The sequence below is a fragment of the Streptomyces sp. E-08 genome, assembly GCF_049913095.1.
GTDB lineage: Bacteria > Actinomycetota > Actinomycetes > Streptomycetales > Streptomycetaceae > Streptomyces.
In genome coordinates this window covers 7,598,035-7,623,545 of sequence record NZ_CP183971.1, presented here as the reverse complement: position 1 = coordinate 7,623,545, position 25,511 = coordinate 7,598,035, and the positions used below count along the sequence as shown (strand labels likewise).

At 73.1% G+C, this 25,511-nt stretch carries 23 protein-coding genes; 13 read left to right on the top strand and 10 right to left on the bottom strand.

The genetic code is table 11. From position 1 onward, the window contains the following. The first annotated feature begins 8 nt into the window (after window positions 1-8). The 4 genes from ACN9MM_RS35005 to ACN9MM_RS34990 all read left to right on the top strand — a co-directional run bounded on the left by ACN9MM_RS35005 (window position 9) and on the right by ACN9MM_RS34990 (window position 3,318). The gene (locus tag ACN9MM_RS35005; RefSeq protein ID WP_426368906.1) at window positions 9-857 is read left to right on the top strand and encodes a CoA transferase subunit A; all 849 of its coding nucleotides are present in this window, start codon (window positions 9-11) and stop codon (window positions 855-857) included. Beyond that, window positions 854-1,621: a CoA-transferase subunit beta gene (locus ACN9MM_RS35000; protein WP_426367774.1), complete on the top strand. Its 768-nt coding sequence runs from the start codon at window positions 854-856 to the stop codon at window positions 1,619-1,621. The genes ACN9MM_RS35005 and ACN9MM_RS35000 overlap by 4 nt, the downstream gene beginning before the upstream one ends. An 11-nt stretch (window positions 1,622-1,632) precedes the next feature. After that, window positions 1,633-2,682, top strand: coding sequence for an NAD(P)H-dependent flavin oxidoreductase (locus ACN9MM_RS34995; RefSeq protein ID WP_426368905.1), 1,050 nt, complete (start codon window positions 1,633-1,635; stop codon window positions 2,680-2,682). Between the two features lie 90 nt (window positions 2,683-2,772). Beyond that, window positions 2,773-3,318, top strand: coding sequence for a VOC family protein (locus ACN9MM_RS34990; protein ID WP_426367773.1), 546 nt, complete (start codon window positions 2,773-2,775; stop codon window positions 3,316-3,318). Here the strand turns inward: ACN9MM_RS34990 and ACN9MM_RS34985 are convergent. Genes ACN9MM_RS34985 through ACN9MM_RS34970 form a run of 4 tightly spaced genes read right to left on the bottom strand, consistent with a single transcriptional unit; the run spans window position 3,302 to window position 7,033 of the window. Then, window positions 3,302-4,459 carry an acetyl-CoA C-acetyltransferase gene (locus ACN9MM_RS34985; protein WP_426367772.1) on the bottom strand — a complete coding sequence of 386 codons (1,158 nt, stop codon included), beginning with the start codon at window positions 4,457-4,459 and terminating at the stop codon, window positions 3,302-3,304. The two genes, ACN9MM_RS34990 and ACN9MM_RS34985, sit on opposite strands and share 17 nt — an antisense overlap. Before the next feature lie 20 nt (window positions 4,460-4,479). Further along, window positions 4,480-5,085 (bottom strand): TetR/AcrR family transcriptional regulator, encoded by a 606-nt coding sequence (locus tag ACN9MM_RS34980; protein ID WP_426367771.1) that lies wholly within the window; start codon window positions 5,083-5,085, stop codon window positions 4,480-4,482. Further along, window positions 5,082-5,870 (bottom strand): SDR family oxidoreductase, encoded by a 789-nt coding sequence (locus tag ACN9MM_RS34975; protein WP_426367770.1) that lies wholly within the window; start codon window positions 5,868-5,870, stop codon window positions 5,082-5,084. Before ACN9MM_RS34975 ends, ACN9MM_RS34980 begins: the two co-directional genes overlap by 4 nt. Next, window positions 5,867-7,033 (bottom strand): acyl-CoA dehydrogenase family protein, encoded by a 1,167-nt coding sequence (locus ACN9MM_RS34970; RefSeq protein WP_426367769.1) that lies wholly within the window; start codon window positions 7,031-7,033, stop codon window positions 5,867-5,869. Before ACN9MM_RS34970 ends, ACN9MM_RS34975 begins: the two co-directional genes overlap by 4 nt. A 45-nt stretch (window positions 7,034-7,078) precedes the next feature. On the opposite strand from ACN9MM_RS34970, the gene ACN9MM_RS34965 reads away from it, so the two are divergent. The 6 genes from ACN9MM_RS34965 (at window position 7,079) to ACN9MM_RS34940 (ending at window position 12,101) form a co-directional block, all read left to right on the top strand. Next, window positions 7,079-7,969 (top strand): enoyl-CoA hydratase, encoded by an 891-nt coding sequence (locus ACN9MM_RS34965; RefSeq protein ID WP_426367768.1) that lies wholly within the window; start codon window positions 7,079-7,081, stop codon window positions 7,967-7,969. Beyond that, a complete protein-coding gene (locus tag ACN9MM_RS34960; protein WP_426367767.1) occupies window positions 7,969-9,138 on the top strand; it encodes an acyl-CoA dehydrogenase family protein in 1,170 nt (389 codons plus the stop codon). The genes ACN9MM_RS34965 and ACN9MM_RS34960 overlap by 1 nt, the downstream gene beginning before the upstream one ends. Beyond that, window positions 9,138-10,124, top strand: a complete 987-nt coding sequence (locus ACN9MM_RS34955) for an acyl-CoA dehydrogenase family protein (protein WP_426368904.1) — start codon at window positions 9,138-9,140, stop codon at window positions 10,122-10,124. Before ACN9MM_RS34960 ends, ACN9MM_RS34955 begins: the two co-directional genes overlap by 1 nt. 113 nt (window positions 10,125-10,237) lie before the next feature. Then, window positions 10,238-10,426, top strand: a complete 189-nt coding sequence (locus ACN9MM_RS34950) for a hypothetical protein (RefSeq protein WP_426367766.1) — start codon at window positions 10,238-10,240, stop codon at window positions 10,424-10,426. Further along, on the top strand, window positions 10,423-11,496 hold the full coding sequence (locus ACN9MM_RS34945; protein ID WP_426367765.1) for an acyl-CoA dehydrogenase family protein: 1,074 nt from the start codon (window positions 10,423-10,425) through the stop codon (window positions 11,494-11,496). Before ACN9MM_RS34950 ends, ACN9MM_RS34945 begins: the two co-directional genes overlap by 4 nt. A gap of 137 nt (window positions 11,497-11,633) precedes the next feature. Next, complete coding sequence (locus ACN9MM_RS34940; RefSeq protein WP_426367764.1) at window positions 11,634-12,101, top strand: MarR family transcriptional regulator; 468 nt, start codon at window positions 11,634-11,636, stop codon at window positions 12,099-12,101. An 11-nt stretch (window positions 12,102-12,112) separates the two neighbouring features. Here the strand turns inward: ACN9MM_RS34940 and ACN9MM_RS34935 are convergent, their stop codons facing one another. The 4 genes from ACN9MM_RS34935 to ACN9MM_RS34920 all read right to left on the bottom strand — a co-directional run bounded on the left by ACN9MM_RS34935 (window position 12,113) and on the right by ACN9MM_RS34920 (window position 17,826). After that, a complete protein-coding gene (locus tag ACN9MM_RS34935; protein ID WP_426367763.1) occupies window positions 12,113-13,321 on the bottom strand; it encodes a glycosyltransferase in 1,209 nt (402 codons plus the stop codon). 34 nt (window positions 13,322-13,355) lie between these two features. Next, complete coding sequence (locus ACN9MM_RS34930; protein ID WP_426367762.1) at window positions 13,356-14,048, bottom strand: HAD family hydrolase; 693 nt, start codon at window positions 14,046-14,048, stop codon at window positions 13,356-13,358. Next, window positions 14,045-15,799, bottom strand: coding sequence for a glycoside hydrolase family 35 protein (locus ACN9MM_RS34925; RefSeq protein ID WP_426367761.1), 1,755 nt, complete (start codon window positions 15,797-15,799; stop codon window positions 14,045-14,047). The genes ACN9MM_RS34930 and ACN9MM_RS34925 overlap by 4 nt, the downstream gene beginning before the upstream one ends. A gap of 89 nt (window positions 15,800-15,888) precedes the next feature. Beyond that, window positions 15,889-17,826 carry a glycoside hydrolase family 5 protein gene (locus ACN9MM_RS34920; RefSeq protein ID WP_426367760.1) on the bottom strand — a complete coding sequence of 646 codons (1,938 nt, stop codon included), beginning with the start codon at window positions 17,824-17,826 and terminating at the stop codon, window positions 15,889-15,891. Between the two features lie 283 nt (window positions 17,827-18,109). Here ACN9MM_RS34920 and ACN9MM_RS34915 point away from each other — a divergent pair, with 283 nt between their 5' ends. Beyond that, a complete protein-coding gene (locus ACN9MM_RS34915) occupies window positions 18,110-18,952 on the top strand; it encodes an alkaline phosphatase family protein (RefSeq protein WP_426367759.1) in 843 nt (280 codons plus the stop codon). A 39-nt stretch (window positions 18,953-18,991) separates the two neighbouring features. Here ACN9MM_RS34915 and ACN9MM_RS34910 read toward each other — a convergent pair whose 3' ends face one another. Both ACN9MM_RS34910 and ACN9MM_RS34905 read right to left on the bottom strand, forming a co-directional pair. After that, window positions 18,992-19,183 carry a hypothetical protein gene (locus ACN9MM_RS34910; protein WP_426367758.1) on the bottom strand — a complete coding sequence of 64 codons (192 nt, stop codon included), beginning with the start codon at window positions 19,181-19,183 and terminating at the stop codon, window positions 18,992-18,994. Window positions 19,184-19,260: 77 nt separating this feature from the next. After that, window positions 19,261-19,929: a class I SAM-dependent DNA methyltransferase gene (locus ACN9MM_RS34905; RefSeq protein WP_426367757.1), complete on the bottom strand. Its 669-nt coding sequence runs from the start codon at window positions 19,927-19,929 to the stop codon at window positions 19,261-19,263. A 222-nt stretch (window positions 19,930-20,151) separates the two neighbouring features. Between ACN9MM_RS34905 and ACN9MM_RS34900 the strand changes: the two genes are divergently transcribed. Then, on the top strand, window positions 20,152-21,744 hold the full coding sequence (locus ACN9MM_RS34900; RefSeq protein WP_426367756.1) for a hypothetical protein: 1,593 nt from the start codon (window positions 20,152-20,154) through the stop codon (window positions 21,742-21,744). 467 nt (window positions 21,745-22,211) lie between these two features. Beyond that, a complete protein-coding gene (locus ACN9MM_RS34895) occupies window positions 22,212-25,511 on the top strand; it encodes a S8 family serine peptidase (protein WP_426367755.1) in 3,300 nt (1,099 codons plus the stop codon).

Sequence of the window (25,511 nt, the reverse complement as noted above, 5' to 3'; positions counted from 1 at the left end):
ACAAGACGATGACCGCCGAGGAGGTCGTGGGCCGGCTCCGGAGCGGCATGACGATCGGCATCGGCGGCTGGGGATCACGGCGCAAGCCGATGGCCCTGGTGCGCGCGCTGCTGCGCTCGGACCTCACCGACCTGACCGTCGTCTCGTACGGCGGCCCGGACGTCGGCCTCCTCGCCGCGGCCGGGAAGATCCGCAAGCTGGTCGCGGCCTTCGCCACGCTCGACTCCGTCCCGCTGGAGCCGCACTTCGGCGCGGCCCGGCAGCGCGGCGACTTCGAACTGGTGGAGCTGGACGAGGCGATGGTCATGTGGGGCCTGACCGCCGCCGTGCACCGGTTGCCCTTCATGCCGATACGGGCAGGGCTCGCCTCGGACGTGATGACCGTCAACCCCTCGCTGCGGACGATCACCTCCCCGTACGAGGACCGCGAGGAGCTCGTCGCCGTCCCCGCGCTGCGCCTGGACGCCGCGCTCGTCCACGTCAACCGTTCCGACGCGCACGGCAACGGCCAGTACCTGGGCCCCGACCCGTACTTCGACGACCTGTTCTGCGAGGCCGCCGACACCGCGTACGTCTCCTGCGAGCGGATCGTGGAGACCGAGGAGCTGCTCAAGGACGCGGCGCCGCAGTCGCTGCTGCTCAAGCGCGCCTTCGTCGACGGGGTCGTCGAGACCCCGAACGGCGCGCACTTCACCTCCTGCGCCCCCGACTACGACCGGGACGAGGCCTTCCAGCGCGCCTACGTCAAGGCGGCCCGGGACCCGGAGGGCTGGCGGGAGTTCACCGCCCGCTTCCTGTCCGGCGACGAGGACGCCTACCAGGCCGCGGTCGCGGCGTTCCACGAGGAGGAAGCATGAGCGACACCCTGACGAACGCGACGAGGGCCGAGTACTGCGCCGTCGCCTGCGCCGAGGCGTGGCGCGGCGCCGGCGAGGTCCTCGCCAGCCCGATGGGCACCGTCCCGATGATCGGCGCCCGGCTCGCGAAGCTCACCTTCTCCCCCGAACTGTTGCTGACCGACGGGGAGGCGCTGCTCATCGGCGACGTCCCGGCGGTCGGCGCGGCGCCCCGGGTGGTGGAGGGCTGGCTGCCGTACCGGCAGCACCTGGCCATGGTCACCACCGGGCGCCGGCACGTGATGATGGGCGCGAGCCAGATCGACCGGTACGGCAACCAGAACATCAGCTGCATCGGCGACTGGGCGCGGCCGAAGCGCCAGCTCCTGGGCGTGCGCGGCGCCCCGGTCAACACCCTGAACAACCCGACCAGTTACTGGGTCCCCAGGCACTCGACGCGCGTCTTCGTCGAGCGGGTCGACATGGTCTCGGGCGTCGGATACGACCGGGCCGCCGCGGCTGGCCCCTCCGCGACCCGCTACCACCGCCTCCCGGACGTCATCAGCGACCTGGGCGTCTTCGACTTCGAGACCCCGGACCGCACCATGCGCCTACGCTCGCTGCACCCCGGCGTCACCGTCGAGCAGGTCCGGGAGGCGACCGGCTTCGCGCTGACCGTCCCCGACGACGTGCCGTACACCCGCGAGCCCACCCCGGAGGAACTGCGGCTGATCCGCGAGGAGATCGACCCGAAGGGGCTGCGTGACCGGGAGGTCCCCTCGTGAGCGACGCCGTGATCGCCACCCCGCTCACCGAACTCCTCGGGGTGCGCCACCCCGTCGTTCAGACCGGCATGGGATGGGTGGCGGGCCCCCGCCTGGTCTCGGCCACCGCCGAGGCCGGGGCGCTCGGCATCCTGGCCTCGGCGACGATGACCGTCGACCAGCTGCGCTCGGCGGTGCGCGAGGTGAAGTCCCGTACCGACGCGCCCTTCGGCGTGAACCTGCGCGCGGACGCCGGGGACGCGGCCGAGCGCGTGCGGATCATCATCGAGGAGGGCGTGAAGGTCGCCTCCTTCGCGCTCGCGCCGTCCCGCGAGCTGATCGCCCGGCTCAAGGACGCGGGGGTCGTCGTCATCCCCTCCGTCGGGGCCAGGCGGCACGCCGAGAAGGTCGCGGCCTGGGGCGCCGACGCGGTCATCGTGCAGGGTGGGGAGGGCGGCGGCCACACCGGCAGCGTCGCCACCACCGTCCTGCTCCCCCAGGTCGTCGACGCCGTGGACATCCCGGTCGTCGCGGCGGGCGGCTTCCACGACGGACGCGGCCTGGTCGCGGCTCTCGCCTACGGCGCGGCCGGCATCGCCATGGGCACGCGCTTCCTGCTCACCTCCGACAGCACGGTCCCCGACGCGGTGAAGGCCCGCTATCTCGAAGCGGCGGTCACGGACGTCACGGTCACCACCAAGGTGGACGGGCTGCCGCACCGGATGCTGCGCACCGATCTCGTCGACGCGCTGGAGCGCTCGGGCCGGGCCGCCTCTCTGCTGCGGGCGGTCCGGCACGCGGCGGCCTTCCGGCGCGAGTCCGGCATGAGCTGGCCGCAGATGGTCCGTGACGGCCTGGCGATGAAGCACGGCAAGGACCTCACGTGGAGCCAGATCCTGCTGGCCGCGAACACGCCGATGCTGCTCAAGGCGTCCATGGTCGAGGGCCGCACCGATCTGGGCGTGATGGCGTCCGGGCAGGTGGCCGGGCTGATCGACGACCTGCCGTCCTGCGCCGAGCTCGTCGACCGGCTGATGACGGAGGCGTACACCGCGCTCCGCGCTCTGCCCACCACGGACTGACCGCTCACGCACGTGACCGCCGGGGTACCTTCACCCCGGCGGTCACGTGTCTCCACCGATCCCCACCGCACCGACCCGAACGGAACCGCCATGCCGATCCAGCGGCTGAACCACGCCGTCCTCTTCGTCTCCGACCTGGAGCGCAGCCTCGCCTTCTACCGTGACGTCCTTGAGTTCCGGCCGCTTCCCCAGGCGTTCCCCGGGGCGGCCTTCCTCCAGGCGGCGGGCTCCGCGAACGACCACGACCTCGGTCTGTTCCAGTCCCCCGAGCGAGGCGCCGGGCACGCCAGGGGGCGGGTCGGCCTGTACCACCTGGCCTGGGAGGTGGACACCCTCGCCGAGCTGCGGCGCATGCGGACCCGCCTGGCGGAGGCGGGAGCCCTGACGGGCGCGAGCAACCACGCCTCCACCAAGGCCCTCTACGCGCGGGACCCGGACGGCATCGAGTTCGAGGTGTGCTGGCTGGTCCCCGACCACGCGGTGGCCGGGGAGCTGACGACGATGACCTCCCCCACCCTCCCCCTGGACATCGAGGCGGAGATCGAGGTGTACGGCGCGGAGACCCCGGGAGGCCCCCGCACCGGTCACGCGGTCTGGCAGCGGATCTTCGGCGCCGGCCTCACAGACGCTCGATGATCGTCACGTTCGCCTGACCACCGCCTTCGCACATCGTCTGGAGGCCGTAGCGGCCGCCGGTGCGCTCCAGTTCGTGGAGCAGGGTGGTGGTCAGCTTGGTTCCGGTGGCGCCGAGGGGGTGGCCGAGGGCGATGGCGCCGCCGTTGACGTTGACCTTCTCCGGATCGGCGCCGGTCTCCTTCAGCCAGGCCAGGACGACCGAGGCGAAGGCCTCGTTGATCTCCACCAGGTCGATGTCGTCGAGCGTCATCCCGGCCTTCTTCAGCGCGTACGCCGTCGCCGGTATCGGGGCGGACAGCATGCGGATCGGGTCCTCGCCCCGCACCGACAGGTGGTGGACGCGGGCGCGCGGCGTCAGCCCGTGTTCGCGTACGGCGCGTTCCGAGGCGATGAGCATCGCCGAGGCTCCGTCGGAGACCTGGGAGGAGACCGCGGCGGTCAGCCGGCCGCCCTCGACGAGCGCCTTCAGCCCGGCCATCTTCTCCAGGGTGGTGTCGCGGCGCGGGCCCTCGTCGGTGGTGACGTCCCCGTACGGGACGATCTCGCGCGCGAAGCGGCCCTCGTCGATCGCGCGGGCGGCCCGCCGGTGCGAGCGCAGGGCGAACTCCTCCATGTCCCGGCGGGAGATGTCCCACTTGGCGGCGATGAGCTCGGCGCCGTGGAACTGGTTGACCGGCTGGTCGCCGTAGCGGGCGCGCCAGCCCTCCGAGCCGAGGTAGGGGCCGTCGGTGAGGCCGAGCGGATCGGCGGCCTGGCGGCTGGCGAAGGCGATGGGGATCATCGACATGTTCTGCACGCCGCCGGCGACGACCAGGTCCTGGGTGCCGGACAGGACGCCCTGCGCGGCGAAGTGCAGGGCCTGCTGGGAGGAGCCGCACTGCCGGTCCACGGTGGTGCCGGGGACCTCCTCGGGCAGTCCGGCGGCCAGCCAGCTGGTGCGGGCGATGTCGCCGGCCTGCGGGCCGACGGTGTCCAGGCAGCCGAAGACGACGTCCTCGACGGCGGCCGGGTCGGCACCCGAGCGCTCCATCAGCGCCTTCAGGACGTGTGCTCCGAGGTCGGCCGGGTGGACGGCGGACAGTCCGCCGTTCCTCCGGCCGACCGGGGTGCGTACCGCTTCGACGATGTAGGCCTCGGCCATGGTCACTCCTTGTTCGTACGTCATGCGTACGTCCGATGTCCGTCACGGAGGGCGATGCCCTCCAGCACCATCGACAGGTACTGGCGGGCGATCTCCTCCGGGCTGTGCTGTCCGCCCGGCCGGTACCAGGACGCGGCGACCCAGACGGTGTCGCGCACGAAGCGGTAGGTGAGCCGGACGTCGAGGTCGGTGCGGAAGACCCCGGCGGCCACGCCGCGCTCCAGGGTCCTGAGCCAGGCCTCCTCGAACCTCCGCTGGGAGCCCGCGAGATAGCCGAAGCGCGGCTGCTCCCGCAGGTGCCTGGACTCCTTCTGGTAGATGGCGACGGCGGCGCGGTGCCGGTCGATCTCCCGGAACGATGCGGTGACGAGGGCCTCCAGGGTCTCCCGCGGGCCGAGCAGCGCGGCGAGCACGGCGTCGTACCGGGCCCACAGCTCGTCCAGGAAGGCGCGGAGGATCTCGTCGAGCATCGACTCCTTGGAGTCGAAGTGGTAGTAGAGGCTGCCCGCGAGCAGGCCGGCCGCGTCGGCGATGCGGCGGACGGTGGTGGCGTCGTACCCCTGGGCGGCGAAGACCTCGGCCGCCGTGTCCAGGATCTCGCGGCGCCGCTCCGGCGCCGGTCTCACGGGTGCTGGCTGCTGACGGAGAGGACCTCGCCCGTCAGGTACGAGGAGTAGCCGCTGGCCAGGAAGACGATCACGTTGGCCACCTCCCAGGGCTCCGCGTGGCGTCCGAAGGCCTCGCGGGAGGTGAGCTCCTCCAGGAGTTCGGGGGTGGTGACCTTCACCAGGTGCGGGTGCATGGCCAGGCTCGGGGAGACGGCGTTGACCCGTATCCCGTACGCGGCGGCCTCCAGGGCGGCGCAGCGGGTGAGGGCCATCACGCCGGCCTTGGCGGCGGCGTAGTGGGCCTGTCCCTTCTGGGCGCGCCAGCCGACGACCGAGGCGTTGTTGACGACGACGCCCCCGGCGCCCGCGTCCTTCATGCGGCGCAGTGCGGCGCGGGTGCAGCGGAAGGTTCCGTTGAGGGTGACGTCGAGGACCCTGTCCCACTGTGCGTCGGTCATGTCGACCAGGTCGGCGGTGCCGCCGAGGCCGGCGTTGTTGACGACGACGTCGAGGCGGCCGTGGCGCTCGACGGCGAGGTCGAACAGGGCGGCGACCTGGGTCTCGTCGGTGACGTCGCAGGGCAGGGCGGCGACGCGGTCCGCGCCGAACTCGGCGGCCAGTTCGGCCTCGGACTCCTTCAGTCTGCGGGCGTGGGCGTCGGAGATGACCACGCGCGCGCCCTCCTCCAGGAGCCGCCGGGCCGTCGCTCCCCCGATGCCGGCGCCGGCGGCGGCGGTGACGACGGCGTCGCGGCCGGCGAGCAGACCGTGGCCCGGCACGTAGGGGGGTGGGGTGCCGGTCATGGGCGGACCTCCTTGGGCAGGCCGAGGACGCGCTCGGCGATGATGTTCCGCTGGATCTCGTTGGATCCGGCGTAGATGGTGTCGGAGCGGGAGAAGAGGTAGAGCCGCTGCCAGTCGGTGAGGTCGTACGGTGCTCCGTCGGCCAGCATCCCCGCGGCTCCGCAGACGTCCATGGCGAGTTCGCCCAGTTCCCGGTGCCAGGTGGCCCAGAAAATCTTCCCGATGGAGGCCTCGGGGCCGGGGGCCCCGGAGGCGACGCCGTCGAGCATGCGCAGGGCGTTGAAGCGGATGGTCTCCAGGCCGATCCACGCGCGGGCGATGCGGTCGCGGATCAGCGGGTCGGCGGCTGCCCCGTTGCGCCGGGCCAGCTCGACGACGGCCTCCAGCTCGCGGCGGAAGCCGACCTGCTGGCCGAGGGTGGACACGCCCCGCTCGAAGCCGAGGGTGGCCATGGCGACCTTCCAGCCGTCGCCGGGGGCTCCGACGACGTGGGAGGCGTGGGTGCGGGCGCCGTCGAAGAAGACCTCGTTGAACTCGGAGGTCCCCGTGAGCTGGACGATGGGCCTGATCTCGACGCCGGGCTGGTCCAGGGGGACGAGCAGGTAGGACAGGCCGTGGTGGCGGGTCGATCCGGGCTCGGTGCGGGCGACGACGAAGCACCAGTCGGCCTCGTGCGCCAGTGAGGTCCACGCCTTCTGTCCGGTGACGACCCACGCGTCGCCGTCGCGCTCAGCGCGGGTCCGTACGTTCGCGAGGTCCGAGCCGGCGTCCGGCTCCGAGTAGCCCTGGCACCACTGCTCCTCGACGGTGACGATCTTCGGAAGGAAGCGCTCGCGCTGTGCGGGGGTGCCGAAGGCGATGAGGGTGGGTCCCAGGAGCTGCTCGCCGATGTGGCTGACGCGGGCGGGGGCGTCGGCGAGGGCGTACTCCTCGTGGAACGCGACCTGCTGTTCGAGGGTCGCGCCCCGTCCGCCGTACTCCTTGGGCCAGCCGACGCAGGTCCATCCCGCGGTGGCCATGTGCCGCTCCCAGGCGAGGCGTTCGGCGTGTGCCTCGTGTTCCCGTCCGGGGCCGCCGCGTCCGCGCAGGGCGGCGAACTCGCCCGTGAGGTTGGCGCTCAGCCAGCCGCGGACCTCTCTGCGGAACTCCTCGACGTTGCTCATGGCCGTACGTTAACCTACCAAACACTTGTTAGGGAAGGAGGGCGGATGTCCGCTGCCCGCACCGCATCCACGGCACCGGTCCGCTACGAACGCCTCGGCCCGGTGGCCGTGGTCACGATGGACCGGCCCGATTACCGCAACGCCCAGAACTCCGCGATGACGTACGCCCTCGACCGCGCCTTCTACCGCGCGGCCGACGACGACGAGGTCAAGGTCGTCGTGCTCGCCGGAGCGGGGAGGCACTTCTCCGCCGGCCACGACATCGGCACCCCCGAACGCGACGCCCACCTGCCGTTCGACCGGAAGGCGGGACTCTGGTGGGACCACTCGGACAAGAGGGGCGCGGAGAGCCGCTTCGCCCGCGAGTCCGAGGTCTACCTGGGCATGTGCCGACGCTGGCGTGAACTGCCCAAGCCCATGGTCGCGTCGGTGCAGGGCGCCTGCGTCGCGGGCGGCCTGATGCTCGCCTGGGTGTGCGACCTCATCGTCGCCTCCGAGGACGCGTTCTTCGCCGACCCCGTGGTCCGCATGGGCATCCCCGGCGTCGAGTACTTCGCCCACCCGTGGGTGATGCCCCCGCGCATCGCCAAGGAGTTCCTGTTCACCGGCGACCGGATGGACGCCCGACGGGCCTACGAGGTCGGCATGGTCAACCGGGTCGTGCCGCCCGGGGAACTCACCGAGCGGACCATGGAACTGGCCCACAGGATCGCCGAGATGCCCCGCATGGGTCTGGCCCTGACCAAGCGCGCGGTCAACCAGGCCGAGGACCTCCAGGGCCTGCACACCGGCATGGACTCGGTCTTCGGGCTGCACCACCTCGCCCACGCGCACAACGCCGAGACCGCCCCCGACGCGCTGGGCGGCATGGACATAGCCTCGATGCTGCGACATTCCGGGGGACGACCCCCCTACCCCCGGGAGGCGGGAGCCTGATGGACCTCGACTTCTCCGCGGCGGAGGACGCCTTCCGGGCCGAGGCCCGCGCCTGGCTCACCGCCCACGTGCCCGACACCCCGCTGCCCTCCCTGGAGACGGAGGAGGGCTTCGCGGCCCACCGGATCTGGGAGCGGACGCTGTCCGACGACCGCTGGTCGGTGGTCTCCTGGCCCCAGGAGTACGGCGGCCGGGGCGCCTCGCTGCTCCGGTGGCTGATCTTCGAGGAGGAGTACTACGCGGCCGGCGCCCCCGGCCGGGTCAGCCAGAACGGCATCAACCTCCTCGCCCCCACCCTCTTCGAGCACGGCACCGACGAGCAGCGCGCCCGCGTCCTGCCCTCCATGGCGAGCGGCGAGGTCATCTGGGCCCAGGCCTGGTCCGAGCCCGAGTCCGGCTCCGACCTCGCCTCGCTGCGCTCCACGGCCGAGCGGACCGAGGGCGGCTGGCTCCTGCGCGGCCAGAAGACCTGGTCGTCCCGGGCGGCCTTCGCGGACCGCGCCTTCGGCCTGTTCCGCAGCGAACCCGACACCCCGAAGCCGCACCAGGGGCTCACGTACCTGATGTTCCCGCTGGACGCCGACGGCGTGACCGTACGGCCCATCGGGCGCCTCGACGGCAAGCCCGCCTTCGCCGAACTCTTCCTCGACGACGTGTTCGTGCCCGACGAGGACGTGATCGGCGCGCCGGGACAGGGCTGGCGGGTCGCCATGAGCACCGCGGGCAACGAGCGGGGGCTGACCCTGCGCAGCCCCGGCCGGTTCACCGCCGCCGCCGAGCGGCTCACGGAGCTGTGGCGGGAGACCGCGGACCCCTCCGACACAGCCCTGCGCGACCGGGTCGCCGACGCGGTCATCGGGGCGCGCGCCTACCGGCTGTTCGCGTACGGGGGCGTCTCGCGCATCGCCGCCGGAGGCGCCATCGGCGCCGAGTCCAGCCTCAACAAGGTCTTCTGGTCCGAACTCGACATCGCGCTCCACGAGACCGCCCTCGATCTGCTCGGACCGTACGGCGAACTGTCCGACGGGGCCGCGGACGCGCCCGCGCACGGCGGCTGGGCCGAGGGCCACACCTTCTCCCTCGCCGGACCCGTCTACGCCGGCACCAACGAGATCCAGCGCGACATCATCGCCGAGCGGCTGCTCGGCCTCCCGAAGGGACGCCGGTGATGCGGTTCCTCCTCGACGACGAGCAGCGGGAGTTCGCCCGCTCCCTCGACTCCATGCTCACGGCGGCCGGCACCCCCGCGGCCGTACGGGCCTGGGCGGCGGGCGACACGGCCCCCGGCCGCGCGCTCTGGTCACGGCTCGCCGAGGCGGGGGTGTTCGCCCTCGCCGTACCCGAGCGGCACGACGGGCTCGGCCCGCTGCCGGTCGAACTGGCCGTCGCCTTCACCGAACTGGGCCGTCACGCCGTGCCCGGACCGGTGGTGGAGACCGTCGCCGCGGCGGCGCTCCTGGACCGGCTCGGCGACGACACCTCCGCCGCCCTGCTGCCGCAGATCGCCTCGGGAAAGGCGGTCGTCTCCCTGTGCGTGCCGGCCGCGGGCAGCCCCTACGCCCTGGACGCCGACACCGCCGACGCGGTGCTCGTCGTCGAGGGCGACACCGTGCGCCTCGCGGAGACGGCCGGCCCCGTCCAGCCCTCGGCCGACCCGGCGCGCCGGCTGGCCCGCCCCCTCGGCGGAACCGTCCTGGCGCGCGGCCCGGCGGTGACCGCGGCCGCCGCGCACGCCACCGAGGTCGCCGCCCTGGTCACCGCCGCCCAGTGCCTGGGACTCGGCCGGGCCCTGCTCGACCGGACCGTGGAGTACGTGAAGCAGCGCACCCAGTTCGGGGTCGCCATCGGCACCTTCCAGGCGGTGAAGCACCGCCTCGCCGACACGCTCATCGCCCTGGAGTTCGCCCAGCCGCTGTTGCACGCGGCGGCGCTGGCCCTGGCGGAAGGGACCGGCCGCGGCTCCGCCGAGGTCGCCGCGGCGAAGGTCACGGCGGGCGAGGCCGCGTACGCCGCCGCCCGCACCGCCCTCCAGCTCCACGGGGCCGTCGGCTACACGGAGGAGCTCGACCTCGCCCTGTGGATCCGCAAGGCCCGTCCCCTCCGCGATGCCTGGGGCACCCCCGCGGCCTGCCGCGCCCGCGTCCTCGCCCCCTGACCGGTCACCCCGGACGGTGTCCGCCGCCCGGTCGGGGCGGCGGGCCTCCCCCGTCCGTCTCGGGCCCCCACCGCTCGTCGTCCCCCGCATCCCTACCGCACCCGGGAGCCAGCGTGTCCCCCGCACCGTCCCCGCACACCCCCGGAAGACCCTCGGACCCCGCCCTGCTGCACAGGGTGGCGCTGTCCGGTCTCCTCGGCACCGTCGTCGAGTACTACGACTTCCTGCTCTACGGCACGACGGCCGCGCTCGTCCCCGGCGAGCTGTTCACCCGACCCGCACCGAGAGGAGCAGAGGCATGAGGCCGACGGAGGAACAGGAAGAACTGCGGTCCGCCGTACGGGCCGTGCTCGGACGGCACCCCGGAGAGGCGGCCTGGCGACCGCTGACCGGGCAGATCGGCGTCGCGGGACTCGCCGTCCCCGAGGAGTACGGCGGCGCCGGGTACGGGGCCGGGGAGGTCCACGTGGTGATGGAGGAGCTGGGGCGGGAGCTCAGCCCCGTCCCGTACCTCGGCTCCGCGGTGCTCACCGTGCCCGCGCTGCTCGCCTCGGGCGACCGGGAGGCGTGCGCGCGGCTGCTGCCCGACCTGGCCTCGGGCGCCGTGGTGGGCGCGCTGGCGTGGGCGGAGCACGGCTCCTGGGACCCGTCGGCCGTACGCGCCGAGGCCACCGCGCGGCCCGGCGGGACGTGGCGGATCACCGGGACCAAGGACCACGTCCTCGACGGCGCGGAAGCCGGGGTCCTGCTCGTGGCGGCCCGCACGGGAGCGGACGTCTCGCTCTTCGAGGTCCCCGTGGACGGCGCGGGAGTGGCCCGCTCGGCGGCCGTGACGATGGACTCCACCAGGGCGCAGGCGCGCGTGGTGCTCACGGAGGCGGAGGGGCGGCTCGTCGGCGCGGAGGGCGAGGGCGAGGGCGTGCTCGCGCACGTCCTCGACCTGGCCTGCACCGCGCTCGCCGCCGAGCAGGTCGGCGCCGCCGCGCGCTGCCTCGACATCACGCTCGCCTATGCCCGGGAGAGGGTCCAGTTCGGCCGGCCGATCGGCTCCTTCCAGGCGGTCAAGCACCGCCTCGCGGACGCCTACGTCCTGGTGGAGTCGGCGCGCTCGGCGGCGCTCGGCGCCTCCTTCGCCGCCGCCGCGGCCGACCCGGCGCTGACCCGGCTCGCGGCCGGGGCCAAGTCCGCCTGTTCGGAGGCGTTCTCGGCCGTGGCGGGCGAGATGATCCAGCTGCACGGCGGCATCGGCATCACCTGGGAGCACGACGCCCACCGCTACTTCAAGCGGGCGCACGGCTCGTCCCGGCTCTTCGGCCCGCCCGCCTGGCACCGCGCCAGGCTCGCGGCGGAGCTGGGCCTGACGGCGGCCTGATCACGTCCCGAGGGAGCGGGGGCGCCGCCCCACCCGGACGGCGTCCCCGCCCTCGGTCATGAACCGTTTGACCTCGACTTAACTTCAGGTTCTACGGTGTTCCTCGTCGCGAACAACCCCCGTGAGGAGCACCGGACATGACGACGTCACCTCTCACCGACGCCCAGCTCGCCACCCAGCCGGCCGCGTACTGGACCGGACTGGCCTACGAGGCCCTCATCGCCTTCACCCGGGACCGCCAGGCCGAACTCGGCTTCACCCAGCCCCAGTTCTGGCTCCTGCGCAACCTGTCCGGGAACGACATCTCGGCCGACGGCCACGGCATGACCCTCCCCGAGCTGCGGGAGGCGATGCGCTCCTACCTCAGGCCCGAGGACGATCTGACGGCCGAGTCGCGGGTCCTCGTCGAGCGCGGATGGCTCCGTCTCGACGACGAGGGGAGGCTGTGGATCACCGAGGCGGGAGAGGCGGCCCGTGTCGACCTCAAGCAGCACGGGCCGGCGATCCGCGGGCGCATCCACGAGGGCATCGACGACGCCGACTACGTCACCGCCCTCAGGGTGCTCCGGCAGATGCTCCGGAACACCGGCCGCCCCGTGGACTGAGCCTCCCGGATTCAGCCCACCGCCTCGATGTGGGCGAGCACCGCGGCCGATCCGTCCTCCGCGGCGATCCCCCGGGCGAGTTCGGCCGCGCGGCGGCGGAGCGCCGGGTCGGACAGGCACGCCGTGATCGCGTCGCCGAGGGCCGCGGCGGTCAGGTCCTCGAACGGCAGGGGCCGGGGGGCGACTCCCAGCCCGTGCAACCGGGCCGCCCAGAACGGCTGGTCGGCCATCACGGGGACGGGCACGGCGGGTACGCCGGCCCGCAGACCGGCCCCGGTGGTGCCCGCGCCGGCGTGGTGGACGGCGGCGGCCGTGCGCGGGAAGAGCCAGTCGTGCGGGACGTCGCCGACGGTCAGGACGTCGGCGCCCCAGCCGCCCAGCTCCGCCCAGCCCGCCTGTACCACCGCGCGCACGCCCGCCCGCTTCACCGCCTCCGCCACCAGCTCGCTGAGCCGCTCCCCCTCTCCCGCGGCCATGCTGCCGAACCCGATGAACACCGGGGGCGGACCGGCCTGGAGGAAGTCGGCCAGCTCGGCCGGGGGCTGCCATCCGTCCGGCCGCGCCGGCCACCAGTAGCCCGGCACCTCGACGCCGGACGGCCAGTCCTCGGGGCGCGGCAGCACCAGCGGGCTGTATCCGTGGAAGGCCGGCCGGATGTCCGCCGCCGCCGAGGGCGTGCTGTCGGGAAGGCCGAGGCGGTCGCGCAGCCGGGTCACCGCGCCGGCGAGGACGTTCTCGGCGCGCCTCAGGACGTCCCGGCCCGCCGCGAGGTTGCCCTCGGGTCCCGGGTCTTCGGTGCCCCGCGCGTTGGGCAGCGGGAAGCTCCGGGTCGCGAACGACGGGACCAGGTAGGTGCCGACGACGGGAATGCCGAGGGCGTCGCCGGCCGTCCGGCTCAGCGGGGCCGGGCCGTGGGCGGTGAGCAGCACGTCGGCTCCGCCCGCCACGGCCTCCGCCACCCCGTCGGCGAGCCCCTCGGCGTACGCCCGGGTCAGCGCCTGGGCCTCCTCCCGGGAGGCGGCCCGGGACCAGCCCCGGATCAGCCCCTGCGGGTCCCCGGGCACGCTTCGGTGTTCGAGCCCGCACCCCTCGACGAGCGGGGCGAAGGAGGCGTGGGCCGCCAGGGCGACCTGATGGCCCGCGTCCAGCAGCCGCCGCCCCAGGCCCGTGAAGGGGGCGACGTCGCCACGGGAGCCGGCGGTGACGATCAGAATGCGCATGGCGCGATTCTCCTCGCCGGGGGCCGGCCGCGTCTCACGGAACGGCGACCAGCCGCCTCAGGAAGGCGAGGTCCACCTCCAGGAGTGTGCCGGCGACCGTCCTGCGCGCTGCCGGGAGGACGGGGGCGTACGAGGGCACCGCCAGGACCGCGCAGCCGGCCGCCTCCGCGGACGCGACGCCCGTCGGGGTGTCCTCGACGGCGACGCAGCGGGCCGCAGCGGCGCCGAGGGCGGTCAGTGCCGCCCGGTAGGGGTCGGGGAACGGTTTGGTGCGCGGGGTCTCCCCCTCGGCGACGGACGTGGCGAAGTGGTGCCGCCCGAGGGCGTCGAGGACGGTGTCCACGACCGGCCGCGGCGAGGCGGAGACCAGTGCCGTGGGCATCCCCGCGGTCCGGAGCGCCGCGAGGAGTTCCACGACGCCGGGCAGCGGCTCGACCCGGCCGCGTACCAGCTCGGTGAAGCGCCGTTCGAGGGACGCGGCGAGCCGGGCCGGATCCGCGTCCCGCGCCGCGCGGGAGGCGAGGTGCCGCGCGCAGGGCTCGATCGCCCGGCCGAGGACGGACGCGAGGTCCGCCTCCGTGAGCGCGAGGCCGAGACCGAGGGCCTCCTCCTCGACCGTGCGCAGCCACAGCCGCTCGGTGTCGACGAGCGTGCCGTCCATGTCGAAAAGGACCGCCTGGAGTCCGGTGGGCACGGGGGCCTTCCTGGTGGTCGGGATCGGGCTCATTCCTCGGTGGGTCCGAGGTCGGGCGTGTTCCGCAGGTGGACACGGCGCGTGGTGGCGGCATGGAGTTCGAGGACGGTGACCTCGTTGGCTCCGGGGCGCAGGACGGGCCCGGGGACGTACAGGCTGGTCTGGGGCCCCCGGGACCAGTGGCGGCCCAGGGGGAAGCCGTTGATCCAGGCCAGGCCCTTCGTCCAGCCGTCGAGGTGGAGGTAGGTGTCGGCGGGCTCGTCCACGGTGAAGGTGCCCCGGTGGAAGGCCGGTCCGACCGGCGGCCTGGCCGGGTCGGAGGGCCGCAGGTCGAGGCAGTCCAGGTCGTCCAGGGGCAGGGCGCGGCTGTGCCAGACGGCGGGCGCGGTCCCGTTGAGGGTGGTGCGGCCGAGGAGGCCCTTGCGGTCGTGGAGCCCCTGGCCGTAGTTGACGCGGCCCTGGTTCTCCACGAGGACGGCGAGCCGGGCTCCCGGGCGGGGCACGGTGAAGGCGAGGGCGTGTTCGTGGTTCTCCCGTTCCAGGACGCCGACGGGCTGGCCGTCGACGAAGACCTGGGCGCGGTCGTGGACGTGCTCGGCGTGCAGGACCACGGGGCCGGGCGTGGGCAGGTCCGTCTCGTGGAGGACGAAGCCGAAGGGGTGGCCGAGTTCCTCCAGGGACAGCGGCCGGTCGGCGGTCTTCGGGACGCCGAGGGCGTCGACGTGGTCGAACAGCGCGGCCGTACGGGTGAGTTCGACGGTTCCGTACGCCGCCTTGGGTCCGGCGGCCGGTGGCGGGTCGGCGGGCACGGACGCGTGACGGGCGATGACCTCGCGGAAGGCGGCGTACTTGGGCGTGGGGTCGCCGGCCTCGTCCAGGAGGGCGTCGTAGTCGTAGGAGGTGACGGTGGGCCGGTAGGTGCCCTTGTCGTTGGCGCCGTTGGTGAAGCCGAAGTTGGTCCCGCCGTGGAACATGTAGATGTTCACGGAGGCGCCCGCGGCGAGCAGGAGGTCGAGCTCCGCGGCGGCGTCGGCCGGGTCGCGGCGGGCGTGGACGCCGCCCCAGCGGTCGAACCAGCCGATCCAGAACTCCATGCACATCAGAGGACCCTCGGGCCGGTGCGCGCGCAGCGCGGCGAGCCCTTCGGCGGTGCGGCTGCCGAAGTTGGCGGTGGCCAGGACTCCGTCGAGACTGCCCCGGTCCAGGTCGGCGGGCTGGTCGGAGGTGAAGAGGGGGACGTCGACGCCGTGGCGGCGGAGCAGGTCCGCGAGCTCGGCAAGGTAGGGGGTGTCGTCGCCGTACGCGCCGTACTCGTTCTCGACCTGGACCGCGAGGACGGGGCCGCCGTTGCTCGCGAGGTACGGACGGAGCGGCGGCAGGAGCGCGCCGAGGTACTCGTCGACCGCCCGCAGGAAGCGCGGGTCGCGGCTGCGCAGGACGATGCCGTCCTCCGTGAGCAGCCAGGAGGGCAGGCCGCCGCCCTCCCATTCGGCGCAGATGTACGGCCCGGGGCGGAGCAGGACGTGGAGTCCCTCGGCGGCCGCGGCGTCGAGGAAGCGGGGCAGATCGAGGGCTCCGTCGAGGTGGAACTCGCCGCGGCGCGGGGCGTGCAGGTTCCACGGCACGTAGGTCTCGACGGTGTTGAGACCGAGGTCGCGGGCCTTGCGGAGGCGGTCGGCCCACTGCTCCGGGTGGATCCGGAAGTAGTGCAGGGCTCCGGAGATGATGCGGAACGGGCGGTCGTCGAGACGGAATCCGTCGTCGGCGATCTCCAGTCGGGGCATGGTGGTGGTGCTCCTCGGGTGCGGGAGGCCGGGCCGGCCGCCCGGGTGGGTCGGCCGGCCGCGGTGCGGACGGAACTCGGTGAGTTCGCTCAGACGAGCGGACGGCACAGCAGGGCGTCGGGGACGCCGCCGTGGTTCCACTTCCAGGTGAAGGCGACACCGGCGAGGTACTCGCCGTCGGTGCACTGGCCCTTGTAGTGGCCGGGTGCCCAGTCGCTCGCGGTCGAGCCGCCGGTGGCGGGGCGGTTGTCGCCGTGGTCGAACCAGAGGACGCGGCCGGTGGTGGGGAGGGATGCGGTGGCGGGTGCGCACAGGAGGGCCGCCATGGCGTTGCCGTGGACGCTGTAGCCCACGGCGAACGTGCGGTCGGGGCACTGGAGCTTGTTGTAGCCGCTGGCCCAGTCGCCGCCGGTCACGTACCGCTCGTCGGTGACGACGGTCCAGGGGCCGCTCGCCTTGGCGGGCTGCCCGGCGTCGGTGCACAGGCCCCGGCCGCTGCTCCGGGCGAGGCCGGTGACGCGCTGGCTGTCGGGGCAGTTGCCCTTGCGGTTGCCCGGGGACCAGTCCGGCTTGGCCAGCGTGGTGGTGGAGACGTCGTAGTCGGCGTAGTCCAGGTTGAGCATGTTCCAGCGCGGGGCCGGGGCGACGGGGCCGGTCCGTCCGGTGGCGTTGACGAGCTTGTTCCAGTCGGTGGCGCGCCAGTCGCCGGCGTCCATGACGCCGAGCCGGGTGCCGTCGGCGCTGTAGTTGACCATGGCCCAGTTGTCCTGCGGCGTGCCGTTCGCGTCGGTCCAGCCGACCAGGGGCCAGATGGCGAAGTCGGAGTCGTTGCGGACCAGGATGTCGGTGAAGTTCGAGAACCAGGCGCGTTCCCGGGCGTCGGCGGGCCCGCGGCCGGCGGCGCCGAACTCGCTGATCCAGACGGGTGCGGTGAAGTGCTGGCCGGACCGGGTGACGAACAGGGCCTGGTCGTCGACGACCTGGGCGAGCTGCGCGGGGGTGAGCTCCTCGTAGCGCGGGTCGTGCGTCTCCCCCGTGCCGGTGGCGCCGGTGTGGTTCGGTCCCGTGTAGCCGTAGAAGTGGGCCGCGTAGACGAGCTTGTCGGAGCGGATCAGGGTGTTGGACAGGGTCGCGACCGGGGTGAGCGTCGGGCGGCTGTGGGGGGTGATGTCGGTGGGGATCCCCTGCCAGTTGATGCCCTCCATGACGACGAGCATGTCCGGATTGGCCTGGAGGATCTTGTTGCCGGCCTCCTCCAGGGCCTTGTTGAGGTCGTGGTCGTCGCCCCAGCCCCAGTTGGCGTCGTCCCAGGTGTCGCGGCGGACCTCGTTGCGCAGGTCGGCTCCGACGACCCGCTTGTCGGACCGGTAGCGCGTCGCCAGGAAGACCCAGTCGTCGATCCACTGCTGGGTGGTCTGGCCGCTGTTCCAGCGTTCGTTGCCGTCGAGGCCGCAGCAGAAGCGGTAGCTGGTGGTGTGGTTGTTGAGGATGACGGCGAAGCCGTCCGCCGTGAGGGCCGCGACGACGGCGTCGAGCACCTGGAGCGGGGTCTTGCCCTTCAGCTGAGGGTTGGCGGCGACGGCCGCGTCGGGGACGACGCTCGTGTCGTGCACGAGGGCGTTGGCGAACGGCAGCCGGATGCTGTTGAGGCCGAGGGCGTGGAAGTCGGCCAGGATCCGGGAGATCGGTGTCCTGTCCAGGCCGAGCGGGATGTTGTGCGACATCTGCCGGGCCTGGTGGTTGGCGACGTCGCCGACGTCGCCGCTGCCCTGCCAGGTGCCCTGCGCGCCGGCCCAGTTGCCGGACTTGAGCTTGAAGCGGTCGCCGTCGGCGTCGACGACGTACCGGTCCCGGGTCGAGAGGGGTGCGGTCCACGAGGCGGCGAGCTGGGGGCCGATGAGCGCCGGGGGCGCCGCCGTCCCGGTGTCCGCCGCGGCGGTGTTCGGGGTGAGGGTGGCGAGGAGGAGTGCGGTCGAGGTGGCGAGGACTGCGGTCGCGCGTCGGAGCAGGGTGAAGCGGGAGGTCACGGGGGCTCCTTACGGTGGGAGTGGGGTGCCTGCCTTGTGCGTGGTCCGGTGCGGAACCCGTGGAACGTGGTGCGGGACCGTGCTGCAACATAGATCAAATAAATAACTTCTTCCAGTATTGATTTGGGAGTTGGGCTCGCCCTACGCTCGGCCCCGCCTCCGTGCCACTCCAGGACGTCGCGAACGCGCGCTCGTCCTGGGGTGGCCGCGTCGCCGCGCCTCCAAGTCGCCCTGCACCAGGCACCGTTCCCCGCCACGTCACCACAAGCCCCTGGAACTCCCCATGGACAACGCCCGCGTCCTGGTCGTCGGCATCGACGGCGTACGCTTCGACCTCCTCCCCGGCCTGCACACGCCCCACCTGGACGGCATCGCCCGCGCCGGCTTCCTGGCCCCCGTCGAGGTGGACTCCGTGACGCCCACGATGTCGGGTCCGTGCTGGACCACCGTCGTCACCGGCGTCGGCGTCTCCAAGCACGGCGCCTGGGGCAACCGCCTGGACGGCAACCGCCTCGACGTCTTCCCCGACTTCACGACCCGCCTCGCGAAGGACTGCGGACGGCGGACGTTCGCGGTCGGCGGCTGGGAACCCCTGTTCCTCGCCCAGCAGGGCGGCCCCCTCTTCACCGCCCCCACCCGGCTCCGCTACACCGCTCCCCGCGAGGACACCCCCGAGGCGTGGGAGGAGGTGGACGACAGGGTCACCGACGACGCGGAGCACCTCCTCGGACTCGGCGAGGACCTCCACGCCGGATTCGTCTACCTCGGTGCCGTCGACGAGACCGCCCACTTCCTCGGCTGCGGCGAGGAGTACCGGCGGTCGATCGAGGCCGCCGACCGGCGTCTCGGCCGGCTGCTCGGCGCCGTACGCGAGCGGCCCGGATACGCGGCCGAGCGGTGGACGGTCATCGTGGTGACGGACCACGGCCATCGCGACGAAGGGGGCCACGGGGGACGGAGCCTCCTGGAGCGCACCGCCTGGATCGCCGCGTGCGGTCCCGGGCTGACCGCCGGCGAGGTCCCCTCCCCGCTCCACCACGCCGATGTCGCCGCCCATGTCTACACGGCGCTCGGGATCACGCCCGACCCCCACTGGACGCTGGACGGGACCGCCTTCACGCGGTGACCCGGCCGACCCGCACGATCATTCTCCGCGACCGCCGCCTCAGCAGAGGTGCACGGCCACTCCGCACAACCCGAGCCGCGCACGAGCGGCCGCACGCCACACCCGCAGGGGCCCGTCGAGAACGCTCTCCTCGCCCTCGCCGTAGTCCAGCCAGTCCCGCGCCTCCGCGGCGGCCCGTTCGGCCGGGGCGAAGGTCAGCGCACGGTCGACGTCCGACAGGCTCGCGCGCACCTGGGCCGCGGTGAGCCGGCATGACGGGGACGCTAGCGCCCGCCACTGACAGAAGGCGGGCGCCGGGAGCGAGGCGCTCAGGCCGGGCGTCTGGCCATGACGACCACGCCCGGGCCCGTGTGTTCGTCGGCGGGGACGCGGAGTTCGGCCACCGGGTGCAGGCCGGCCTGTTCGATCAGGGTGACGAGCTGGTCCGGGCGCCACTTGTGGGTCGTCCAGCGGACCGGGACGCCGCCGTAGGCCTCGGTGCGCAGGAAGTCCTCGTCGCCGACGTGGGTCGCGGTGATGAAGTGGCCGCCCGGCTTCAGGGCACGCGCGAACATCGCGAGCACCTGCGGGAGGACCTCGCGCGGCAGGTTGAACAGCGACCACCAGCCGAGGACGCCGGCGAGGGACCCCTCGGCGAGGTCGAGTTCGGTGGCGGAGGCGACGTCGAAGCGGCACTGGGGGTGGAGCCGGCGCGCGTTCTCGATCATGCGCGGGGAGAGGTCGACCCCGCTCACGTCGAGACCCCGCTCGGCGAGGTACGCGGTCACCGTTCCGGGTCCGCAGCCGACGTCCAGGACGGGCCCTGCCCCGCCCACGCTGTCGGCGAAGGCGTCGATCGACGCCTTGAACCACGGATGGCGACGGATGTCACCCACTCCCGTCGTCAGGACCATGTCCACGTAGTTGTCGGCCACGCGGTCGTAGGACTCACGGACCGTGTCGAGATCTGACGGGCGGTCGATTCGGTGGGCGCACATCCGCTCATCTTAGGAGCGTGCCGCCCCCGGCGGACCCGGTGTGGATCTCGTGGGGATCGACGGCAGGTCTTGCACCAAGGGACCTTCAAGCTGGCGATTGCACCCCAAACGCCCCACCCATAAAGGGCATTGGCGACACGGTGGCCAAGTGGCCTTTCGATCCGGCGTTCTGGAACCCTCCGTTCGACTTGTTCGACACCCGATCAACGGAGGCAACCCCGCATGCCCTCAAGGCGAATACGTCGCGCCTGGCTCACGGCGGCCACCGCGGCCTCGCTCGCTCTCACCGCCCTGGTGTCCCCGGCCCGGGCCCAGGACGTCCCGGCGGGCACCTCGGACCCGACGGTCCAGGAGCCGCTCGCCGCCGAAGCCCCTCCCTCCGCGTTCGCGGCCGCCGTGAGCTCGCCCGGCGGCGCGGCCTCACCCGGTGACTTCACGCTGTCCCCCGGCGCGCTGAACGCCGAGACCGCCACCCGCGTCGCCCGCCTGGACTCCGTGCTCCCCAAGTCGGGCGTGCAGAACCTCCTGGCCGGGGCGAACCGCACGGTGCAGCCGTGGTGCTCCCGCGACCCGTTCGGCACGGCACCGGACCCCGACATCAAGTACTGCCTGCAGAACGACGACTCCGTCTCGCGGGAGTGGGTCCCCCAGGGCTTCACGGGCGTCTCCGACGCCCAGGACGACGAGCTGTGGGGCACGGCCGGGAACATCCAGCTGTTCGCCTCGTACGACGGCTGGGACCCGGGCCGGGAGAACGACCCGGACCCGGCGACCGGCGACTGCACCACGGCCGAGCTGGAGGCCGATGACGCCTGCAACCAGAAGGGCGTCCGGATCACCTTCGTACAGAGCCGGGTCAACCCGGCCTCCGGCATCTCGGAGGTCAAGTACCGGCACGTCCTGCTGGGCTGGACCTACGTCAACTCCGCCGACCACGTCTCCTTCGACGGACTCCACGCCTCCGAGTACCCGATCCAGAAGGGCGTCCACGCCGGCGGGATCGTCTGGTACGGCAACTACCTGTACGTCGCCGACACCCGCAACGGCCTGCGCGTCTTCGACGTGCGCACCATCATGGACCTCGACCCCGACGGCGACCCCACCACGCACGACGCGATGGGCAGCGACACCGACGGGGTGAAGACCACCGCGAACACCGAGGACAAGACCAAGGTCGGGCGGCACGACAACGTCTGGTACAGCTTCGGGTACCGCTATGTGATGCCGCAGGTCGCCGCGTGGAAGTTCAAGGCGAAGCAGGGCAATCCGGCGGGTTCGTACGCCTGCGTCGACACCGGCGCCCCGAAGGCCTCCTTCATCTCGCTCGACCGCAGCACCACCCCGGACCGCCTGATCATGGGCGAGTACTGCCGTCCCGCGGGCGACCTCGACTCCCCCGGCCGCGTCGCCTCGTATCCCGTCGCGGACCTGGAGGGACGCTCCGCCGACGTGACCGCGCAGGGCTGGGCCGACTACCTGCCGCTCCCCGGCGGCGGCGCCCAGGGCGCGGCGGCGCAGGACGGCACGCTGTACGTGAACGAGTCGAAGGGCACGGACGAGCCCGGCAACCTCTGGCGATTCGGCTGGAGCGACGGTCAGTTGGTGGCGAAGGGAGCGGCCGTCAAGACGGCCCGGGGTGCCGAGGACCTCTACGTCGAGCGCGGCACGGGCCGGCTGTGGTCGCTCTCCGAGCACCGCCCGGCGTCGGAGTCGGACTGCACGGCGAACCGGGACTCCGCCGATCCGGCGGGCACGGACTACTGCCAGCGGGTGCTGTACGGGCACAAGCTGAGCTGGCTCGACGCCCGGCCGTAGCGGGAGCGGGGCGGAGCGCGTTCCCGCCGGCCGATTCCGTACCCCGGAGAGCACCCTCCCCGGGGTACGGAAACGGCCAAGAGGAAGGACGCGCTCCCCTCGCGCGGACGCCGGGCCGCGAAAAGCCCGCGAGGACTGCCCTGAGCGGGGCCCGAGGGCCCCGCCGTCGCGCAAGGATCGCCCCGCCGTCACAGTGCGGTCACACTCCCATCGCCGCCCCATCGAACTCGGGCATTGCACGATGGCCGGAAACCACGGGAATCAACGCCCCGCTCCCCCACCCGCGTTGATCACGTCTTTCTCTCCTCACATACTGCGCTGACCGGTGACGGGCGCCCTCGTGGCCCCGGCCGGGAATCGACCACTCGACCTCATCCCAAGCTCCTGGGGGAGACTTGCGCGCACACGTGCAGAGAGCACGCGCCTTCACCATCGCAGCGGCCACATCGGTGGCGCTCGTGGCAGGCATGACAGGCCCCGCGGCGGCGATCGCCGCGACCGCGGCGGCCGCACCGGGCGACACCACCCGCCTCGGCGGTACCGAGCGGATCCCGCTCGTCACCGGCGACCGCGTGGTGGTGGACGCCAAGGGCCGGATGGTGGGCTTCGAGGCCGCCAAGGGCCGTGAACACATACCCGTCCAGGTGCAGCGCACCGGGGACCGCACGCTCGTGGTGCCCGCCGACGCGCGGCGCCTGATCGCCACGGGCCGCCTCGACCAGCGGCTCTTCGACCTCGACGTGCTCACCGACCCGCGGCTGCGGAAGAGCCACCGCGCCGGGCTCAAGCTGATCGTGCAGTACGCGGGGGGCGCCGACGCGGCACGCGCCGAGGTGCGCTCGGCCGGCGACACCCAGCTGCGCCGTACCTTCCCGACGCTCCACGCCGACGCCATCCGGACGCCCCGGGAGGACGTGGCCCGGGTGTGGGAGGCGCTGACCAACCCGCAGACCACCGGCCTGCGCGCCACCGCCTCCGGCATCGACAAGGTGTGGCTGGACGGGGTGCGCGGCGCGAGCCTCGACCGCAGCGTCCGGCAGATCGGTGCCGACAAGGCGTGGGAGTCCGGTTTCGACGGCACGGGCGTGAAGATCGCCGTCCTCGACACCGGTGTGGACAAGACCCACGACGACCTGAGGACCCAGGTCGTGGGCGAGAAGAACTTCTCCGCCTCCGCCGACGCCGTGGACCGCGTCGGGCACGGCACGCACGTCGCGTCGATCGCCGTCGGCACCGGCGCCAGGTCCGGCGGCCGGTTCAAGGGCGTCGCCCCCGGCGCCAAGGTGATCAGCGGGAAGGTCCTGGACGACGAGGGGTTCGGGGACGACTCCGCCGTCATCGCGGGCATGGAGTGGGCCGCCGCCGAAGGCGCGGACGTCGTCAACCTCAGCCTCGGCGGCCCCGACAGCCCCGGCGTCGACCCGCTGGAGGCCACGGTCGACCGGCTGACCGCCGAGAAGGGCATCCTGTTCGCCATCGCGGCGGGCAACGAGGGCGAGACCGGCCCGGAGTCCGTGGGTTCGCCGGGCAGCGCGGACTCCGCGCTGACCGTCGGCGCCGTGGACAAGGACGACAAGCTTGCGCCCTTCTCCAGCACCGGCCCGCGCGTCGGCGACGGAGCCGTCAAGCCGGACGTGACCGCGCCCGGCGTCGCCATCACGGCGGCCGCCGCTCCCGGCAGCGCCATCGACACGCGCCCGGGCACGCCGCACCCCGCTCCGGGCTACCTCCAGATCGACGGCACCTCCATGGCCACCCCGCACGTCGCGGGCGCCGCCGCCCTCCTGAAGCAGCGGCACCCCGACTGGAAGTCCGCCGAGCTCAAGGGCGCGCTGACCGGTTCCGCCAAGGGCGGCGCCTACACCGCCTTCCAGCAGGGCACGGGCCGCATCCAGGTCGACCAGGCGCTGAAGGTGAACGTCGTCGCCGAGCCGGTGTCGCTGAACTACGGCACGGCGCTCTGGCCGCACAACGACGACAAGCCCGTCACCAAGAAGATCGCGTACCGCAACCTCGGGGACACGAACGTCACCCTGGACCTGTCGGTGTCCGCCCTCGACCCGTCGGGCAGGCCCGCCCCGGCCGGGTTCTTCTCGCTCGGCGCCTCGAAGGTGACCGTGCCCGCGGGCGGCACCGCCGAGGTCGACCTCGTCGCCGACACCAGCGTCGGCGAGGCCGACGGCACCTATTCGGGCTACGTCACCGCCACCGGCGCGGGCCAGTCCGTCCGCACGGCCGCGGTGGCCGTACGGGAGGCGGAGTCGTACGACCTCACCGTCCGGACCCTCGGCCGTGACGGCGCCGACGCCCAGAACTTCGCCACCACGCTGACCGGCGTCGGCGGTCCTGCGGCGAACTTCCAGGCCCGCGTCGACAACGAGCCGGGCGCCCACACCATCCGGGTGCCCAAGGGTTCGTACACGCTGAACACGGCCGTCTACCAGGACCCGTCGGACTACACGGCGGGCACCGACTGGATCGCCCAGCCGAAGCTGGAGATCACCGGCGACACCACGGTCGTCTCCGACGCCCGCACCACCAAGCCGGTGGACCTGACCGTGCCCGGCATCGACAAGGCCGACTACGCGGGTACGTACTACGAGGTCGCGACCGGCATCGGCCGCATCGGCAACGGCTGGGTCCTGCGGGGCTTCACCGGCTTCCGCACCGCCCACATGGGGCCGGCCGTCACCGACGGCTCCCTCCTGCAGACCTGGGACGCGCACTTCGTGAAGGACGCCACCAGCCAGTACTCGGTGGCCTTCGGCGGAAAGACGAGCACGGTCGCGACGGGCTACACCAAGCACGTGAAGGCGACCGAGCTGGCCACCCTCAAGGTCGGTCTCGGCGCCTCCGGGCCCGGCAAGTCGGCGCTCGCCTCCCCGTACGCCCACCTGCCTGGCGCGCCGGAGGGCAACGGCTTCTCCGCTCCGCAGCCGGCGCCCGGCACGCGCACCTTCTACGTCTCCACCGGAGACGGCGCCACGTGGCTCACCCGGTACAACCAGCTGGGCGACAAGGACCAGTGGGGCTACCCGGCATTCGAGGGTGCCTGGGAGATGGTCAAGCCGAAGCGCTACGAGGCCGGCCGGACGTACCGCGAGACCTTCAACACCGGTGTCATGGGCCCGCTCCTCGGTGAGGGCATGGGCGTCTTCCGTACGGTCGACCCGGTGACGGGCGTGCAGCAGATCGTCGGCGCCGTGCCGCTCGCCTCGGACGGCGAGGGGCACTCCGGGACCGTCCCGTACTCCTCGTCCACCTCGACGCTGTACCGCGACGGGGTGAAGGTCGCCGAGAGCACCGACCCGCTGAGCGGATACGAGCCGTTCGCGGTCGACGCCGCCGACTCCGAGTACCGGCTGACGGCCTCCGTGGAGCGCCCGGCGAAGACCGGGGCGGTCTCCACCCGGATCGAGACCGGCTTCACGTTCCGTTCGGCGCAGGTCGCGGCCACCACGGCGCTGCCGGTGTCCACGGTCCGCTTCGCGGCCCCCGTCGACCTCGGCTCGCGTCTCCCCGAGCGCGTCTCGGTCCTGGTGCCGGTGACCGTGCAGGGCGCGGCGGCCGGTGCGAACCTCAAGTCGCTCGCGGTGTCCGTGAGTTACGACGGCGGGAAGACCTGGCAGTCCGCGAAGGTCGTGGGCGGGCTGATCTCCGTGAAGAGCCCGGCGAAGGACAGCGGCATCGCGCTCTCCGCCAAGGTCACGGACAAGCAGGGCAACACGTCGACGGTGACCGTCCACAACGCGTGGCTCGGCAAGTGA

Excerpts from the sequence above, each read along its gene's own strand:
- ACN9MM_RS34925 (WP_426367761.1), bottom strand. The coding sequence starts at position 15,799 with ATGCCCCGACTGGAGATCGCCGACGACGGATTCCGTCTCGACGACCGC.
- ACN9MM_RS34930 (WP_426367762.1), bottom strand. The coding sequence starts at position 14,048 with ATGAGCCCGATCCCGACCACCAGGAAGGCCCCCGTGCCCACCGGACTC.
- ACN9MM_RS34975 (WP_426367770.1), bottom strand. The coding sequence starts at position 5,870 with ATGACCGGCACCCCACCCCCCTACGTGCCGGGCCACGGTCTGCTCGCC.
- ACN9MM_RS34915 (WP_426367759.1), top strand. The coding sequence starts at position 18,110 with ATGGACAACGCCCGCGTCCTGGTCGTCGGCATCGACGGCGTACGCTTC.
- ACN9MM_RS34990 (WP_426367773.1), top strand. The coding sequence starts at position 2,773 with ATGCCGATCCAGCGGCTGAACCACGCCGTCCTCTTCGTCTCCGACCTG.
- ACN9MM_RS34905 (WP_426367757.1), bottom strand. The coding sequence starts at position 19,929 with ATGTGCGCCCACCGAATCGACCGCCCGTCAGATCTCGACACGGTCCGT.
- ACN9MM_RS34940 (WP_426367764.1), top strand. The coding sequence starts at position 11,634 with ATGACGACGTCACCTCTCACCGACGCCCAGCTCGCCACCCAGCCGGCC.
- ACN9MM_RS34935 (WP_426367763.1), bottom strand. The coding sequence starts at position 13,321 with ATGCGCATTCTGATCGTCACCGCCGGCTCCCGTGGCGACGTCGCCCCC.
- ACN9MM_RS34955 (WP_426368904.1), top strand. The coding sequence starts at position 9,138 with ATGCGGTTCCTCCTCGACGACGAGCAGCGGGAGTTCGCCCGCTCCCTC.
- ACN9MM_RS35000 (WP_426367774.1), top strand. The coding sequence starts at position 854 with ATGAGCGACACCCTGACGAACGCGACGAGGGCCGAGTACTGCGCCGTC.
- ACN9MM_RS35005 (WP_426368906.1), top strand. The coding sequence starts at position 9 with ATGACCGCCGAGGAGGTCGTGGGCCGGCTCCGGAGCGGCATGACGATC.
- ACN9MM_RS34970 (WP_426367769.1), bottom strand. The coding sequence starts at position 7,033 with ATGAGCAACGTCGAGGAGTTCCGCAGAGAGGTCCGCGGCTGGCTGAGC.
- ACN9MM_RS34960 (WP_426367767.1), top strand. The coding sequence starts at position 7,969 with ATGGACCTCGACTTCTCCGCGGCGGAGGACGCCTTCCGGGCCGAGGCC.
- ACN9MM_RS34985 (WP_426367772.1), bottom strand. The coding sequence starts at position 4,459 with ATGGCCGAGGCCTACATCGTCGAAGCGGTACGCACCCCGGTCGGCCGG.
- ACN9MM_RS34900 (WP_426367756.1), top strand. The coding sequence starts at position 20,152 with ATGCCCTCAAGGCGAATACGTCGCGCCTGGCTCACGGCGGCCACCGCG.
- ACN9MM_RS34965 (WP_426367768.1), top strand. The coding sequence starts at position 7,079 with ATGTCCGCTGCCCGCACCGCATCCACGGCACCGGTCCGCTACGAACGC.
- ACN9MM_RS34945 (WP_426367765.1), top strand. The coding sequence starts at position 10,423 with ATGAGGCCGACGGAGGAACAGGAAGAACTGCGGTCCGCCGTACGGGCC.
- ACN9MM_RS34895 (WP_426367755.1), top strand. The coding sequence starts at position 22,212 with ATGACAGGCCCCGCGGCGGCGATCGCCGCGACCGCGGCGGCCGCACCG.